The sequence below is a fragment of the Streptomyces sp. NRRL F-5122 genome (genome assembly GCF_001507435.1).
Lineage (GTDB): Bacteria > Actinomycetota > Actinomycetes > Streptomycetales > Streptomycetaceae > Streptomyces > Streptomyces lannensis.
In genome coordinates, this window is the sequence record NZ_LMWH01000116.1 from 403,654 (window position 1) to 419,136 (window position 15,483).

11 protein-coding genes and 4 pseudogenes are annotated in these 15,483 nt (G+C 69.9%); 5 read left to right on the forward strand and 10 right to left on the reverse strand.

The annotated features are described in order from the left end of the window. The first annotated feature begins 118 nt into the window (after positions 1-118). Complete coding sequence (locus tag ADL25_RS14865; protein WP_059128167.1) at positions 119-466, forward strand: DUF1330 domain-containing protein; 348 nt, start codon at positions 119-121, stop codon at positions 464-466. A gap of 88 nt (positions 467-554) precedes the next feature. Here the strand turns inward: ADL25_RS14865 and ADL25_RS14870 are convergent, their stop codons facing one another. Next, positions 555-2,174, reverse strand: coding sequence for a phosphodiester glycosidase family protein (locus tag ADL25_RS14870; protein ID WP_059128168.1), 1,620 nt, complete (start codon positions 2,172-2,174; stop codon positions 555-557). A 284-nt stretch (positions 2,175-2,458) separates the two neighbouring features. On the opposite strand from ADL25_RS14870, the gene hemC reads away from it, so the two are divergent. Further along, positions 2,459-3,394 (forward strand): hydroxymethylbilane synthase, encoded by a 936-nt coding sequence (gene hemC / locus ADL25_RS14875; RefSeq protein WP_059128169.1) that lies wholly within the window; start codon positions 2,459-2,461, stop codon positions 3,392-3,394. Between the two features lie 103 nt (positions 3,395-3,497). Here the strand turns inward: hemC and ADL25_RS14880 are convergent, their stop codons facing one another. From ADL25_RS14880 to ADL25_RS14890, 3 genes are all read right to left on the reverse strand, one after another. Next, entirely contained in the window at positions 3,498-4,688 is a 1,191-nt protein-coding gene (locus ADL25_RS14880) for an acyltransferase family protein (RefSeq protein ID WP_059128170.1), read from the reverse strand. A 347-nt stretch (positions 4,689-5,035) separates the two neighbouring features. Further along, complete coding sequence (locus tag ADL25_RS14885) at positions 5,036-5,953, reverse strand: SGNH/GDSL hydrolase family protein (protein ID WP_059128171.1); 918 nt, start codon at positions 5,951-5,953, stop codon at positions 5,036-5,038. Positions 5,954-6,204: 251 nt separating this feature from the next. Continuing rightward, positions 6,205-7,305 (reverse strand): NADH:flavin oxidoreductase/NADH oxidase, encoded by a 1,101-nt coding sequence (locus ADL25_RS14890; protein ID WP_059128172.1) that lies wholly within the window; start codon positions 7,303-7,305, stop codon positions 6,205-6,207. A 250-nt stretch (positions 7,306-7,555) separates the two neighbouring features. Between ADL25_RS14890 and ADL25_RS14895 the strand changes: the two are divergent. Next, a pseudogene (locus ADL25_RS14895) lies at positions 7,556-7,974 on the forward strand (MscL family protein). Between the two features lie 119 nt (positions 7,975-8,093). Here the strand turns inward: ADL25_RS14895 and ADL25_RS14900 are convergent. From ADL25_RS14900 to ADL25_RS52175, 6 genes and pseudogenes are all read right to left on the reverse strand, one after another. Beyond that, complete coding sequence (locus ADL25_RS14900) at positions 8,094-8,654, reverse strand: GNAT family N-acetyltransferase (protein ID WP_059128173.1); 561 nt, start codon at positions 8,652-8,654, stop codon at positions 8,094-8,096. A 220-nt stretch (positions 8,655-8,874) separates the two neighbouring features. Further along, positions 8,875-9,120, reverse strand: a pseudogene (locus ADL25_RS14905) (MFS transporter); the annotation flags it as partial. A 46-nt stretch (positions 9,121-9,166) separates the two neighbouring features. Next, the gene (locus ADL25_RS14910; RefSeq protein ID WP_107116609.1) at positions 9,167-10,510 is read right to left on the reverse strand and encodes an RNA-guided endonuclease InsQ/TnpB family protein; all 1,344 of its coding nucleotides are present in this window, start codon (positions 10,508-10,510) and stop codon (positions 9,167-9,169) included. A 151-nt stretch (positions 10,511-10,661) separates the two neighbouring features. Then, positions 10,662-12,047, reverse strand: a complete 1,386-nt coding sequence (locus ADL25_RS14915) for an FAD-binding oxidoreductase (protein WP_059128218.1) — start codon at positions 12,045-12,047, stop codon at positions 10,662-10,664. 5 nt (positions 12,048-12,052) lie between these two features. After that, positions 12,053-13,216, reverse strand: coding sequence for an ATP-binding SpoIIE family protein phosphatase (locus ADL25_RS51855; protein ID WP_324614047.1), 1,164 nt, complete (start codon positions 13,214-13,216; stop codon positions 12,053-12,055). A gap of 53 nt (positions 13,217-13,269) precedes the next feature. Continuing rightward, a pseudogene (locus tag ADL25_RS52175) lies at positions 13,270-14,442 on the reverse strand (PAS domain-containing protein); the annotation flags it as partial. 385 nt (positions 14,443-14,827) lie between these two features. On the opposite strand from ADL25_RS52175, the gene ADL25_RS14925 reads away from it, so the two are divergent. Together ADL25_RS14925 and ADL25_RS48060 are read left to right on the forward strand one after the other, a co-directional pair. Continuing rightward, a complete protein-coding gene (locus ADL25_RS14925; protein ID WP_059128176.1) occupies positions 14,828-15,154 on the forward strand; it encodes a putative quinol monooxygenase in 327 nt (108 codons plus the stop codon). Positions 15,155-15,377: 223 nt separating this feature from the next. Next, positions 15,378-15,483 (forward strand): annotated as a pseudogene (locus ADL25_RS48060) (aldo/keto reductase); the annotation flags it as partial.

Consider the following 15,483-nt stretch of genomic DNA (forward strand, 5'->3'; position numbering starts at 1 on the left):
AAGCGAGGGCGGTCAAGGGGCTTGGCAGTGGGCCTCCTTACCCGACGGGTCATCGACCCCTCCGTGTTCGCATGCCACGATCGTCGCCGTACGGAGCCCGACCGACCGGAAGGACGCCATGCCCGCCTACGCGATCGCGCATCTGCAGGAGGCATCCCCGCACCCGGAGATCGCCGAGTACATCGAGCGCATCACCGCCACGTTCGAGCCGTTCGGCGGTCACTTCCTCGTGCACGCCACCCAGCACGAGGTGATGGAGGGCGACTGGCCCGGGCACATCGTGGTGATCGCCTTTCCCGACATGGACGAGGCACGGGCCTGGTGGGACTCGCCCGCATACCGCGCGATCGCGCCGCTGCGCTCGCGCCACATCGAGGGGGACATCATCCTGGTCCCCGGCGTCCCCGAGGGCTATGACCCGGCCGTCACCGCGAGGGCGTTGCGCGAGTCCCTGTCGACTAGGTAAGCCGCCGGCCCGGCCCGTGTGTCGTGCATCGCGGCGGGCGGCTCCCTCCGACCGTCGGACGGCCCGAGGGAGCCGCCGCAGCGCCGTGTCAGTGGGTGCGGCCGGGCAGGATCTGGATGGTGCCGCCGACCGCCCGCTCGCCGGTGGCGTCCGACGGACGGTTGACGAGGGAACCGTTGACGGCCATCGCGGTGGAGCCGCCGCCGTCGAGGTTGATGGCGTCGAGGGCGCCGAGCGAGCGCATGAAGGAGGCAGCCTCCCGCAGGGTGAAGCCTTCGCTGCCCCCGCTCTGACGGCCGTCCACCGTGGCCAGGATCAGCCGGCCCCTGGCGTCGACACCGGCCATCGTGCGCGGCTGACGGGCGTTCGCCCAGGCGTACCCGAAGGACAGGTCCTGCGGGTCGACCACACCCTCGGCCGCCGCGTCGATGCTGACGCGGCCGTGACTGACGAGCGTGGGGGCCGCGCTGACGATGCTGTCGTCGCGGTCGAGCACGACGCGCTTGCCCGCCGTGTCGCGGATGACCTCGTCCACGCCGACCCGCTGTCCGGGACGGGCGTGAGCGGTGAGCCAGTCCGCTGCCGAACCGATGCCCTGGAGCACCGTGCCGTGGGCCGGGACGGCACCGCCCCGGGAACCGGCCGACACCACGCGGCCGTGTGCGTCCAGCACGACCTGCGTGCCGGGACCGGTGGGCAGAGGTGCGCCGAACTCGCCGGTGAACAGCACCAGATCGTCGGCCGTGCGACAGGTGACGTCCTGCCAGGGCAGCTCGCTCGGGGTCGCTCCCGGACGCCCGCAGTCCCGGATGAGACCGGGAACACGGTTGATGCCCTGGGCCTGGTGGGCGGATCCGCCCGCGCGCACCGCGACGGTCGTCGTCAGGTCAGCGACGCGGACGTGACGACCGTTGTCCTTCAGGATCAGTGCCGCCCGCGACCCCGAGGCCATCGACTCGAGTTCACCGTGGTCGGCGCTGATGCCCGCCTGCGTTCCCTGGACTCCGTCGGCGTCGGAAGTGACGAAGAAGCCCGCGTTGACGCCTACCAGGGAGCCCAGTCCCGCGGCGACGGACGAAGTGGTCACGCGTCGCGCGACGTTCCCGTCATGGGTGCCCTCGACGGTGCCCCGGAACGTACGCGGATCGACGACCGCGACGTGCACGCTCTCCCGGTCGGCCGGCTGCTCGGCGTCGTAGCCCGTCCAGTCGACGGCGGTGTGGAAGCCCGCCGCGGTGATCGCCTGCGCGGCGCTCGCTGCCGCCGCCTGGGTGGCGTACGAGCCGACCTGCACCCGCAGGCCCATGACGCCGCGCGGGGTGTCGGCGTAGCCGGGCCAGCGCACCGTCTCCACCCGGGGTTCGAAACCGCCCGAGCGCAACCCGCTCGCGGTGGTGTCGGCCCAGGACCGCGTCCCGACCGCCGCCCAGGTCGCGGCGCCGCTGAGGCGACCGGTGGCCGGGGCCTGGACGGTGACCGTCCAGACCGGCGCGGCGTCGGCGTTCTCGATGGTGGCGCTGCGTACCTGCACGCCCGGAGCGACGGTCTGTGTCGTCCACGCGATCGCGTCCGTTGCCGGGGCGGCGGCGGAGCGGGGCGCGGCCTCCGCCGTCCCCCAGACGCCTCCCGAGGCGACGACGGCGCATACGGTGGCGGCGCCCAGCAGGACTCGTGCGCGCGCGGCAGACCGGCTGTGCTTGTGGCCCATGGCCATCCTCTCGTTCCCACGGCGTGTGGCCGCACGGGCCGAGCCCTTCAGGCCACCTCTTCCCCTTGATCACAACCGGCCGGCGGAGCGGCTTCCGTGCTCGGCAGTGACGTCGCAGGGAACACTCGAAGAACAGATGTACGACCGTCCCGGGTGTCGCGCCGCACATCGACGCGGCCTGCGATCCCGGCACTCCACCGGGTGCCGACCGGCCCGCCGCGGCTTCGGGGCGGACCTTCTCGATGCCGCTCGGCAGCCGTGGGCGACGGGTTATCGTGTGGGGCATGTCTGCGCACGACCTCATCCGTATCGTCTCCCGCGACTCGCCCATGGCTCTCGCCCAGGTGGAACGCGTGCGCAGAGAACTCGCCGTACTGCACCCCGGCATCCGTACCGAGGTCGTGCCCGTCAGGACCACCGGCGACAAGTGGATGGGCGATCTCTCCCAGGTCGAGGGCAAGGGCGCCTTCACCAAGGAGGTCGACGCGGCGCTGCTGGCCGGTGAGGCGGACCTGGCCGTGCACTGCATGAAGGATGTGCCGGCAGACCGCCCGCTGCCGGCCGGGACCGTGTTCGCCGCGTTCCTCGAGCGGGACGACATCCGTGACGCTCTCGTCCATCCCGACGGGCTGACTCTCGACGAACTCCCCGCCGGAACCCGCATCGGCACCTCGGCAGTGCGGCGCATCGCCCAACTGGCCGTCTCCCGGCCGGACCTGACGTGTGTGCCGATGCGCGGCAACGCCAACCGCCGGCTGGCGAAACTCGCCGAGGGCGAGGCCGACGCTCTTCTCCTGGCCGTGTCCGGTCTGGACCGCATCGACCGCCGGGACGCGATCAGCGAAGTGCTGCCGCCCGAGACGATGATGCCGCCCATCGGTGCGGGCATCCTGGCGCTGCAGTGCCGCGAGGACGACATCGACCTGATCGACACCGTGAGCGGCCTCGGTGATCCCGACACCCATCGTGAGGCCACCGCCGAGCGTATGTTCCTGCACGTCCTCCAGGGCCATTGCAACTCGCCGATCGCCGGATACGCCAGGGCCACGCCGAACGGCGACCTCTCCTTGCGGGCATGCGTGTTCACACCCGACGGCAAGACCGTCCTCAACGCGCACGAATGGGCGGGGCGTCTGGACCCGGCCACCCTGGGCACATCGGTCGCCGTCACGCTCCTGCGCCAGGGAGCGCGGGAACTGATCGACTCCATCCCTCACTGAGGCCCGGTCGGCCCCCGATCGGGGAGCACCGGCGGTACGGCGCCCGGATCGCGGGCGGGGCGCGGCGCCGAGGCCTCGCCCCGACGGCCGGGACCGGCCGGCCTCAGTCGCGTGCCGGGGCCGAGGAGTCGGAAGCGGCGGGAACGGACTTCGAGCGGGCCGCCGGTGGCTTCGGCCGTGTCCCGGAGGAACGTCGTCTGCGCAGCAACAGCCGTCGTGCGGGCCGCTCCACACCTTCGTACAGGACCCAGGACAGGACGAGGGACACGGTGAACGCGAGAGTCGTCGCGCACATGCCCCGCAGCACGCCGTAGCGAGGTGAGGCGCCGAGCAGGTGGGTGCCGGCCTGCAGCACCAGCAGGTGCACCATGTAGAAGGCGAACGACAGCTCCCCGAGCCGTACCAGCCGCCGATGCCGCCAGAGCGACGGCAGACCGCGCAGGTCCGCGACGGCGGCCGCCGGGATGAGCAGGGCGAAGCCGACGATGGTGCAGGCCGTGGCCGGGTAGCCGGGGGTGACCTGCGGGGCGAAGAAGTAGCCGATGACGGCCAGGGCGAGCGAGGCCTCCAGGCCGGGGCCGCGCCACCGACCGAGAAGCACCAGACGCGCAACCGCGGCTCCGAGGACGAACTCGGGCAGTCGAGCGGCGGGGAAGGAGTTCACGGTCTGCCCCAGCCAGTGGTGGGCGTCCGCCCAGCCCAGAGCCGGCACGGCCAGTACCGAGGCCAGGGCGACCGCCGCCGACCCTCGGACGTCGAGCCGGCGCAGCAGCAGAGCCAGCAGCGGGAAGAGGGCGTAGAAGAAGGCTTCGCAGGCCAGTGACCAGCTGACCGGGTCCAGCGTCTGCCACCAGGGACGCCACCAGGAGTGCACCAGAAGGACGTTGGCGAGTGCCTGGTGCGCCGTCGGCATCTCCCGATGGTCCAGTGTGTACGCCAAGGCCAGGGCGATCGCGGCGGTGGCGAGGTGGACGGGGTAGACGCGTGCGATGCGCCGCCGCCAGAAGGCAGGCGCCCGGTCGTTCGGCCGCGCGGACCACATCAGTACGAAACCGGACAGCACGAAGAAGAAGGACACCCCTGTTGCGCCGGCGTCGAACGCCCACGTCATGATGTCGCCACCGGTGCCCGCGAAATAGCCGAAGTTGCGCACGTGCAGCCCGAAGACCAGCAACGCGGCCGCCCACCGCAGTCCTGTGAGCGAGGGCAGCATCGCCATCGAAGCGGGTGGAGGGGTTCTGGCGGTGGTCGGTGTGGCCGGCGGCCGTCTGGCCACACTGGTCGCCGTCGTCATCGTCTCACCTGCCTGGGCGCGTTCGTGCTGAGCATGAAGGGGAACGTTGCCCGTTCCTCTCCTTTCATTCCGGTCCTCTAGCAAACATCACACTCGGGGCGACGAGGGCCGTCGGCCGCCGTGTCCACACGGGGGAAGGACACCCGAACGGCCCAGTGGGCGGTAGTCGGGTGCCACGGCGGCGGTCAGGTGCGGACTCGTGCCGCGCCTGACCGGGAGACGGTTCCGCGCCACCGGTCCCATGCCGGACCGGTGACGCGGACGAGTGAATCGGAGATCGGGTCGGATCCCCGGGCGTCGACGAGCCTCACGGGGACGACCGGGTACGCCGCAGAGGGCGGATCAGCTCAGTGGTGCCCGTGCCTCTTGCCCAGGCTCTCCAGCACGGCCCGCGCCATGGCCTCCTCACCCTTGGCATTCGGATGTGCGGGGGCCGCGGGCGAGGCCGGCTGCAACGGCTCGATCCACCGGTCGGCGGGCGCCTTGCACATGTCGTGGCCACGCGTGGGCGCGTAGGTGTCGACGTACTCCGCGCGGTTCCACGCGGCCACCTCGCGCAGCATCAGATTGAGCCCCTTCTCGGTGTCCCGCAGATAGGGGAAGTCCTTGGACGCGAACGGCACCGAGGGCGAGCAGCCGCTGCCGTCGTCGGGCAGGAGGTCCGGGTAGCCGACGACGAGGACCCGCGCGTGCGGTGCCCTTGCGTGTACGGCCCGCAGCACGCGGTCGACCTTCGGCGCGATCTGCGCGATGGCGACCGCCAACCGGTCGATCCCCGACGAGGCGTAGTAGCGGCGACAGGGATCGCCCGTCGGGTCCTGGGCGGCGAGCCGGACGCAGGTGGAGATGATGGAGCCGAAACCGATGTCGTTGCCGCCGATCTGAACCGTCACCAGATCGGTGTCCCGCCCCACCGCGTCCAGCTGGGGACCATTGGTGCCCTGTGCCGTCCACATCTCTGCGGTCGTCGCCCCGCCGCAGCTCACGTCCTTGAACGCCGTCGTCTTCCGGGCCGTTGCGACGATCGAGGGGTAATTGTGGTCGGAGCGGGCGCAGTTCGCGTCCACCTGCTGCGGGATGAGAGGTCCCGAGGTGTAGGAGTCCCCGAGCGACGCGTAATGCGTGCCGCGGCCGGGTGCCGTGCCGTGTGCCGCGGCGGGCACCGCGGAGACGGCGAAGAGGGCACAGGCGCCGAGCGCCGCCCCCGCGGTGACCGGGAATCGACGACGTCTCGCCGCTCCGCCCGGTTGTCCGTCCTTTGCCATGACGATCCTCCCCCTGAGGCCGTGACGTCGCGCGGGGCCGCTCGGAGAGCGGCCCTCGCGCGTTCGACTGGGCTTGTATACCGTCCGGTATGTCTTGAGGGCCAGAGGCCGGAACCGGGTGGCTGCGGGGACACGGCACGGCGGACCGTACCGCGGGTCTCATGGGGACGCGGCCGGGACGGCCGCGGGGAAGGACCCTCGTGCTGTCGGGCGCGGGGCTCGGGCGGGGTCGGGGACCCCGCCCGAGAGGATCACGCGCGGTGGTACTGCGTGGGTGAGGCGACCTCGCCGCCGAGCTCCGCGGCGGCGTGACGTGCCCAGTACGGGTTGCGCAGCAGTTCCCGGGCCAGCAGTACGGCGTCGGCCCGGCCGGAGGCGACGATCTCCTGGGCCTGGGCCGGTTCCGTGATCATTCCGACCGCGGCCACGGGCATCCCCGTCTCGGTGCGGACGCGCTCGGCGAAGGGGACCTGGTAGCCGGGGCCGGTCACGATCTTGGCGTCGGGGACGTTGCCGCCGGTGGAGACGTCCATCAGATCCACTCCGCGGGCCTGGAGCTCCTTGGCGAATCGGACGGTGTCGTCCGCCGTCCACCCCTCCCGGCCGTCCTCGGGGTTCTCGGTGAGCCAGTCCGTGGCGGAGATCCGGAAGAAGACCGGCAGATCGTCCGGCCATACGGCGCGTACGGCGTCCACGACCTCCAGCGCAAACCGCGTGCGGCCCTCGAACGAGCCGCCGTACTCGTCCGTGCGGTCGTTGCTGTACGGGGAGAGGAACTGGTTGATCAGGTAGCCGTGCGCTCCATGGATCTCGGCGACCTCGAATCCGGCAGCGCGTGCACGCTCAGCGGCCTCCGCGAACTCCCGGACGATGCCGCGGATGCGGTCCTTGCTGAGTTCCTCGGGGGTCGTCGACTCCGGGCCGAAGGGAAGTGCGCTGGGGCCGACGGGGGTCCAGCCGTGGGGCTCGTCGGGGCTGATCGGACGCCCGCGGTCGACCCAGGTGCGCTCGGTGGAGGCCTTGCGCCCGGCGTGGGCCAGCTGGATACCGGGGACGGTGCCCTGCGTCTTCAGGAACGCGGTGATGCGCTGGAAGGCGGCGACCTGGGTGTCGTTCCAGATGCCCACGTCATAGGGGGAGATGCGGCCCTCGGGGCTGACGGCCGTGGCCTCGGTGATGATCAGTCCGGTGCCGCCGGAGGCGCGCGCGGCCAGGTGGGCGAAGTGCCAGTCCGTCGGGACGCCGACCGCTTCGCCGTCCGGCGCCGCACTGTACTGACACATCGCCGCCATCCAGATGCGGTTGGGGATGGTCAGTGACCTGAGGGTGTACGGGGTGAAGAGGGAGGTCAACTCGATGACTCCTAGTGCATGCCTGTAGGCGGGGCCCGAGTGTGTGACCCACACCCGTGCGGTGGACGCCAAGAATAATTGCATGCGCTTGCTATTTATTCCGCCCGCAAGCAGCGTGCGCATCGAGGTGAGTGCGCCCTGCTCGATCGGGGGTGCCCCGAGTGCGGTCGGCGGGCAGTCGAGTGACACTGACAGCCACGAGTAGGGCACCGTGAGCGAGCGGGGACGTGACCAGAAGCGAAGAGCATCCATGCTGCGGGGCTTCAAGAACTTCCTGATGCTCGGCGACGTCATCGTCGTGGCCATCGGCCTGATCGTGGCGCGGCCTTCAGCACACTGATCAAGGCGTTCACCGACTACGTGATCAACCCCATCATCGCGAGGGCTCAGGGCGGGGCGTCGCCCGGACTCGGCTGGCAGCTCGGCCGACCGGGCAACAGCGCTACCTACCTGAACATCGGCGCGTTCATCTCCGCGCTGATCTACTTCATCGTCTTCATGGTGGTGGTGTACTTCCTGATCATCGTCCCCTACAAGCGCGCACAGGCCCGGCGCGGCCTGTCGGTCTTCGGCGACCCCCAGCCCGCCAGGACGTGTCCCGCCTGTCTCTCGGAGGATGTGCCCAAGGCGGCCACCAAGTGCCGGTACTGCGGCAGCACTCTGGCCTGAACGCGGGGTGCCGCCCCGGGGACGGCGCTGCCCGACGGCATCGCTCGCAGACACAAGCGCCCCGAGGAACGGGGGAGTTCACCGAGGAGCGAGCCCGGTCGGGGAACGGCCGGCGACCGTCATCGGCGCTCCTCCCAGTCGGCCAGGGTGAGTTCGTACTCGACTTCGCCGTGTTCCGAACCTTCGATCGTCTCGGGCCAGTCTTCGGTGAAGTTCCGGAGGAACGACAGACCGGCCCGCTCCATCACCCGCCGGGACCGGGTGTTCACCGCCATGGTGTTCGCGGTGACCCGTTGCACGCCGAAGTCCGTGAACCCCTTGTCGATCAGGGCCCGCGAGCCTTCCGTCGCATGTCCCCTGCCCCAAGCGGCCCTGTTCAGCCGGTAGCCGAGTTCCACCACGGCGGCCCTGTGCGCGTCGAGAGGACGGAACTCGAACCAGCCGAGGAAAGTCCCGGTGGCCTTCTCCTCGACGGCCCAGTAACCACGGGTGCCGAGGCACGGGTAGTCGCGGAGGAGCCGCGGCAGCGTCTGGGTGCGGATCGACTCGCGGCTGACCGGCTTGCCGCCGTTGATGAACCGCATGACCACGGGGTCGTTGTCCAGAGCGAAGAGGTGCTCGGCGTCGGCCTCGGTGAACGGGCGCAACACCAGCCGCTCGGTTTCCAGGAAGACAGGCATGCAGCGATCTTCACCAGCGGTGGCTCGGTCCGCCACCCGATAACGACGTCGACAGTCCTGAGTCGCGGCCTGCTTGGGAAAGGGGGTCGCTGCCTCCGGGACTCTGTCCGTGTTGTTCCTCCGGCCGACGGCCTGGTGACGGAGGGGAGACGGCGGTACGGGCCTCAGGGGTGAGTGCCCGCACCGCCGCACAGGTATGGAGACGGGGGTACGTCGTGCGTCAGGCGACGGCCTCGACGGCCTGGGTCCGCAGGCCCTGCGCCTGGCGCGGCAGGGTGAGCACGGCGAGGAAGCCGAGGACCGCGACCGCTGCGAAGAAGTAGAAGCCCCACGGATGCCCGATACCGGCCGTGACCAGGGCTCCGGTGATCGACGGGCCGACGATCGAGCCGATACGGCCGATGCCGGAGGCCGAGCCGAGAGCCGTGCTGCGGACGGAGGCGGGGTAGAAGTTCGTCACATAGGCTTGAAGTTCTCCCCTCTCTTCGCAAGCTCAGGGACGGGATTCCCGTCTACCTTTCGGCGACAGGCTTGACGGATTTACCCGCCTTACGACCGCGCCTTCCGGCGGCCGGGATCTCCATGATGATGTGGCCGATCCGATACAGGTGCAGGATGTTCCGGGCCGCGTTCCAGTCGGCGTTTCCGGTCCATCCACACTCGGTGTTCTTGCACGCGAACAGCTCTTGGGTCTCTCGGCTGCCTGGCGTGATGAAGCCGCACGCTGAGCACCGCTGGGAGGTGTACGGGGCCGGTACCTTGACCAGCTCGCCGCCGCGCCGGGCGAGCTTGTACGTCAGCATCATGACCGTCCGCCCCCACGCCTCTTGTGTGATGGAGCGGTTCGTACCGGCCTTGGCCTTGGCCCCGTTGCGCAGGTAATTGCCTTCGTTGTCGGGGTCGGGCTTCGGCTTGGGCGCTTTGGTCATGCCGAGGATGTTGAGCTGTTCGACCACGACCGTGCCGTAGGTGCGGGCGAGGTAGGTGGTCGTCTGGTGCTGCCAGTCCAAGGCTCGTCGCGTGGCTTTTGCTCGGAGCCGCTTGATCTGGTCGTAGGTGTGCTGCAAGCGGCGGGAGGTCTTCTCCCCCTTCTTGCGGAAGGACTTCTGGTGTGCGGCCTGCCGCTCCAGCGTGAGGAGCTTGGCCTTCTCCTTCTGGGTGAGCCACTTGTCCCGGTCAGCGGTTCCGTCCGGGAGACGGGGCGGACGTCCGTGGTCCTGGTGGTCCTCGTTGGAGAGGGCGAGGGGGACGTTCACTCCGGCGTCGATGCCGACCTCCGGCCCCTGGCGGGGCTCGGGCCTGGCCTCCAAGGTCTGCACGCGGAATGCGATGTGCCAGCCCAAAGCGTCCCTGACCAGCCGGGCGCCGGTGATCCGGTTCTCCTTGGTCGCCTTCTTGCCCACGGGCAGGTCCATGGTCCAGCGGAAGCGAACCCGGCCCACCTTGGGGATGTTGACCATGCCCCAGCGGCGGTGCACGCGGACGATGTTCAGGTCCCGACCCTGCGGGATGTCCACGGACATCGCGGAGCGGAAGCGGCCCTTGTAGTTCGGCTCGCCGGCGCGGCCTTCCCAGCAGTTCTTCCAGCTCTGGAAGTACGTCTTCAAGACGGCCTGCGCGGCCTGCGCGGGCAGCTTGCCGAGGTAATCGAGATCCTTACGCCCCTGCCGTATCGCTTCGTCGGCGGCGGCAAGGGTGCGCTTGCCCTTGGGGAGCATCGTCCACCAGGAGTGCAGGCAGTTCCACATCGTGCGGGCCGCGTGCGCCTGGTCGTCCAGGAGCCGGATTTCGGCAGTGCTGAGCGCCAGCCGGGCACGGTGCCCGAACTGCCGTTTCACCAAGCCGAGTTCGCTCACAGCGATCACCATACACAGTTGGTCTATGTCACCGCGCTGGAACCCGTTCATGGCCGAGGTGCTGGGCGAGCGGGTGAGCCGGGCCCAACTGCCCCCGTACGCCGCTCGCTAGAAGATGCTGGAGCAGGCCGGAGCGTGCAGGGCCTTCAGGTCACAGGTTCCGGGCGGGCTCGATGTTCTGGTTCGCACGGAAGAGATTGTCCGGATCGTAGGTCCGCTTGACCCGTGCGAGCCGGTCGTAGTGGTCTCCATAGGTGTTCCGCACCCGGTCGCGGCTTTCGTCCTCACCCATGAAGTTCACGTACGAGCCGCCCATGGAGTGCGGGTGCATCTCCTGCCAGTAGTCGACGCACCACTGCCTGATGGTACCGGCGTTGCCCGGATCGGGGTCGACCCCGGCGAAGACGGCGGACCAGACGGCGTCCCGGTGGCTCCAGGCGGTGTCGTCCGGGCCCACCCGGTGTGCGGCCGCGTCCACCGGATACAGGTGCATGAGCGAGAGCGGGGTCGGGATGTGCTCGCCGTACCTGAGGTGCACGTCGAGCGCCGCATCCGGGATGCGATCGAAGAAGTCGCCCCGCCAATACCATTGGTAGCCCGCCGGGATGATGGGGTCGAGCATGCTCTGCAACGCGGGATAGGGCAGCGCCGCCGTGAAGTGGAAGGTCGGCGGACCCGGCTCCCGAAGCGACGTGAACGCCGCCTCCACGCGGTCGGGTTCAGCGGTGTGGCACCCCACGATGCCGCACATCCTCTGCCCGTGGAGTTCTTCGGGGAACGGCGGGACGGGAGGAACGACGAACAGCGCGAAGTAGGCGTACACGTCCTCGGGCGCCCGCGGAAGGAAGTCGCGGTACCACGCGAGCACTTCGCGGGTGCCGTCCACCGGCCACAGGGTGATCACGACCCCGAGCGTGTGCACCGGGTGGAGCCGGTAGGTGAACGAGGTCACCACACCGAAGTTGCCGCCGCCACCGCGCAGTGCCCAGAACAGGTCCGGGTGGTCTGTCTCGCTCACCGAAACGAAGCTGCCGTCGGCCAGCACGACGTCCGCGCCCAGCAGATTGTCCACGGTGAGTCCGTACGTGCGGGTGAGGTAGCCGTGTCCGCCGCCCAGCGTGAGCCCGCCGATACCGGTCGTCGAGACGATGCCGCCGGGCGTGGCAGGCCCGAACCCGTGTGTGGCGTGGTCGAGTTCCCGAAGTCGGCAGCCGCCGTCGGCCCGAGCGGTCCTGGCGACCGGGTCGACCTGTACCCGGCGCATCGCGGAGAGGTCGACGGTGACGCCGTCCTCCACCAGGCACAGACCCGGGCCGCTGTGGCCGCCCCCGCGGACCGCGAGTTCCAGGCCGTTGTCGCGGATGAAGTCGACGGCGGCCGCCGCATCCGCCGCATCCGCGCATCTCACCACGGCGGCCGGGCGCTTGTCGATCATCGCGTTGTAGACCGTGCGCGCCCGGGAGTACTCCGCGTCCTGCGGGCCGATGACCGGACCGCGCAGGGCGGCCTTCATGGCCTCAAGAGTCGAGGGGTCCAAGGCGATCACCTCCGCGGGGGGACGTCACCGGACGGCAGCGGTTGCTCCGCCCACACCGTCTTGCCCGTGCCGGTGTACCGGGTGCCCCAGCGCTGTGCGACCTGGGCGACCAGGAAAAGCCCCCGGCCTCCTTCGTCGGTGATGGGTGAACGGCGCATGTGCGGGGAGGTGTTACTGGCGTCCGACACCTCGCAGATCAGGCTGCGGTCCAGGATCAGCCGGAGTGCGGTCGGTCCGCTGGCGTGTCGGATGGCATTGGTGACGAGTTCACTGACGATGAGTTCGGTGGTGAAGGCGAGATCCTCGAGGCCCCATTCCGTCAGTTGCCGGACGGCCTCGCAGCGCACATCGTGCACAGCCCGGGGGTCGGAGGGCACCTCCCAGGAGGCCACGCGGTCCAGGGGGAGGCGGTGCGTCCGTGCGATCAGGAAGGCGACGTCGTCATGGGGGTGGTCCGGCAGCAGCGAGCGGACCATCGTGTCGCAGATCTCTTCCAGAGGCCGGTCGGGATGGGCCAGGGCGAAGCAGAGCCGCTCGAAGCCGACGTCGACGTCCCGGTCCGAGGCCTCGATCAGCCCGTCGGTGTAGAGGGCGATGACGCTTCCCTCCTCCACCTCGATCTCGGCCGATTCGAAGGGCAGACCGCCCAGTCCCAGCGGGGGACCGGCGGGGATGTCGGGGAACTCGACGGGTTCGGAGAGATGGGCGATGGCGGGGCTGGGATGCCCGGCCCGCGCCACATTGAGTTTGCCCGAGATCGGGTCGTACACGGCGTAGACGCATGTGGCGCCGATGACCATCGGGTCGTCCGTGGCCGCCTCCGCCTCGTCCGCCAGGCGCAGGACGAGGTCGTCGACGTGGGCCAGGAGCTCGTCGGGCGGGAGGTCGAGATCGGCAAGCGTCTGCACGGCCGCACGCAGCCGGCCCATGCTCGCCGCGGCGTGGATCCCATGACCCACGACATCACCCACCACGAGCGCGACTCGTGCGCCGGACAGGGGTATGACATCGAACCAGTCGCCACCGACGCCGGCCTCGGCATCGGTCGGCAGATAGCGATAGGCGAGTTCGACGGCGCTGTGGTCGGGCAGATCGGGCGGCAGCAGGCTCGTCTGAAGGGTGAGCGCCGCGTTGTGCTCGCGGCGAACCGTCGGGCGTTGTCCACGCACACCGCCGCTCGGGCCACCAGTTCCTCGACGAGCAACTGGTCGTCCTCGTCGAAGGCGTCCGGGTTCTCCCAGCGCAGCAGCGTCACCACACCCATGGTCACGCCCCGTGCCCGGAGCGGCACGGTCAGGTGGGTGTGCACACCGATCCGGTGCAGCTTCTCCAGACGCAGGGGGTCGTCGGCGAGCCACCAGGTCGTCGGGGCCAGCACGGGATCGAGGATGGACCGTCCGGCCTCCAGGCACCGCCGTTGCGGGGAGCGTGCCGGATATCTGGTCGGTTCCCCGATCGCGACGACCACCTCCGGGTGCTCCTCGTGGATCGACAGGTTGGTCGCCCTGTGCAGGGTCCCGCCGGACACCGGTTCGCCCGTGACCTCCTTCGCCGTGAGGCCTCCCTGGAAGAGGTCGATCGCGGCGAAATCGGCGAGCTCGGGCACGAGCACCTCGGCCAGTTCGCGCACCGTGTGGTCGAGGTCCAGCGTCGTGCCGATGCGCTGCCCCGCCTCGTTGATGAGGGCGAGCCGTTCGCGCGCTTCGTCGGAGGACGGAACGGCGACGGTGGTGGAACGCGGTCCGAGCGCCTTCCCCTGGTTCGCCAGCCGGCGTGACGAGCGGCGTGGGCCCTGCCCACGGCCGAGCCCGGTGGCCGGTCCGGCCGGCGCGTCCACGGCCGACGGCATCCGTCGTGCACACAGGGTGGACGGGGGGAGTACGGGTGCATCCTGCGGCGGGCCCTCCATACCGGCCGGCAGGGGGTTCACCCACGGGGGCCGAGGCTCTTCGTCCGGCCCGGTGCCGGTGAGCGCCCGCTCCTTGAGCAGGGTGCGCACCACCGCCTGGTCCAGCTCCCACCTGCGCGATGCGGCGATGTCACAGGCCGCGATCAGCCACTCGGACCCGTTTCCGGCGCGCACGGGGCACGCCCGCAGCGCGACCTCGAGGGGATGACCCGCGCGGTGACGTACGGTGACCTCCGCCTCCCAGCCCGCTCCCACCCGCCGTGCCTCGGACCATGCGTACGTAAGCGCGTCCTCGGACAGCAGGAGTGATGTCGCGGGCCGCCGGAGTACCTCGGCCGCCGCGTATCCGAGCAGGTTCTGGGCAGCCGCGCTCCAATACTTGATCAAGCCGTGGGTGTCCACGAGGACGACGGCCGCGGACGTGATCCCGAGCGGATCGCCCCGGTGTTCATGCGCCATGTTCGTGCGACCCATACGGGGGTCCATTCCACGGGCGGATACCTGGCTCTACGGTCTCATATCGGCCCTCCCGTGTCCTTGCGCTCACCGGCCCGCGCGGTACCTCCGCGGGAGTTCGTGGCCCCGCACGGGGCGGGCGGGTCGGGGCGAGGAACGCCCGGTGGCGCGCGGCGGCACACGGAGGCATGATCCATGATCGATTTCTGGGGCGCGGTGGGGACGGTCCGGTGCGGGCGCAGCCATGGAGTCGCCCGACCATCGCCGCGCCCGACGAAGTGATCCGCGCAAAGAGGGCCGGAAACGTCACCTTCGCCGTAGGCTTCTTCGGGCGTTCGGGCCATCGCCCCTTGCGCGCCGCGGTCGCACGTCGTCCTACGATGAGTGAAGATCACATGCGAACAGGGAGCGTGAAATGATCTTTATCACGGTCAAGTTCCGGGTCAAGCCGGAGTACGTGGAGCAGTGGCCCGAGATCACGCACGAGTTCACCGAGGCGACGCGCAACGAGCCCGGCTGCCTGTGGTTCGACTGGTCGCGCAGCCTCGAGGACCCGGCCGAGTATGTGCTCGTCGAGGCATTCCGGGACGGCGACGCGGGCGCCGCACACGTCCAGTCCGAGCACTTCCGGGCTGCCATGGAGAACCTGCCTGCTCACCTGACCGAGACGCCGCGGATCATCAACACGGTCCTGGAGCAGGACGACTGGTCCGAGCTGGGGGAGATGACCGTCAAGGACTGACGGGCGCATACGCTCCTGCCCGGACGCTGTGGGTGACCCTGCGCAGAGTACGTTCAGCAGTGGTAGTCATCTGCTGTCGTCATCGGGGCATGAAATGATCTGATGAGCTGACAAGCGTCCCTGTGGCGACCGATTGCCCGGCTGCCGAGCTGTCGGCAGACCGTGGTGCGTGCGCACAGGGCCATGTCGCGAGCCCCGCACATGCCAACGAAGGATTGCCTCTATGGAATACCGTCATCTCGGCCGCAGTGGCCTGATCATCAGCGAGATCGCTTACGGGAACTGGCTCACCCATGGTTCGCAGGTGGAGGCCGAGGCGGCTGTCGCGT

Coding starts and splice junctions, on each gene's coding strand:
- ADL25_RS14880 (WP_059128170.1), bottom strand. CDS start 4,688: ATGACGACGGCGACCAGTGTGGCCAGACGGCCGCCGGCCACACCGACC.
- hemC (WP_059128169.1), top strand. CDS start 2,459: ATGTCTGCGCACGACCTCATCCGTATCGTCTCCCGCGACTCGCCCATG.
- ADL25_RS14870 (WP_059128168.1), bottom strand. CDS start 2,174: ATGGGCCACAAGCACAGCCGGTCTGCCGCGCGCGCACGAGTCCTGCTG.
- ADL25_RS14865 (WP_059128167.1), top strand. CDS start 119: ATGCCCGCCTACGCGATCGCGCATCTGCAGGAGGCATCCCCGCACCCG.
- ADL25_RS14885 (WP_059128171.1), bottom strand. CDS start 5,953: ATGGCAAAGGACGGACAACCGGGCGGAGCGGCGAGACGTCGTCGATTC.
- ADL25_RS14900 (WP_059128173.1), bottom strand. CDS start 8,654: ATGCCTGTCTTCCTGGAAACCGAGCGGCTGGTGTTGCGCCCGTTCACC.
- ADL25_RS14925 (WP_059128176.1), top strand. CDS start 14,828: ATGATCTTTATCACGGTCAAGTTCCGGGTCAAGCCGGAGTACGTGGAG.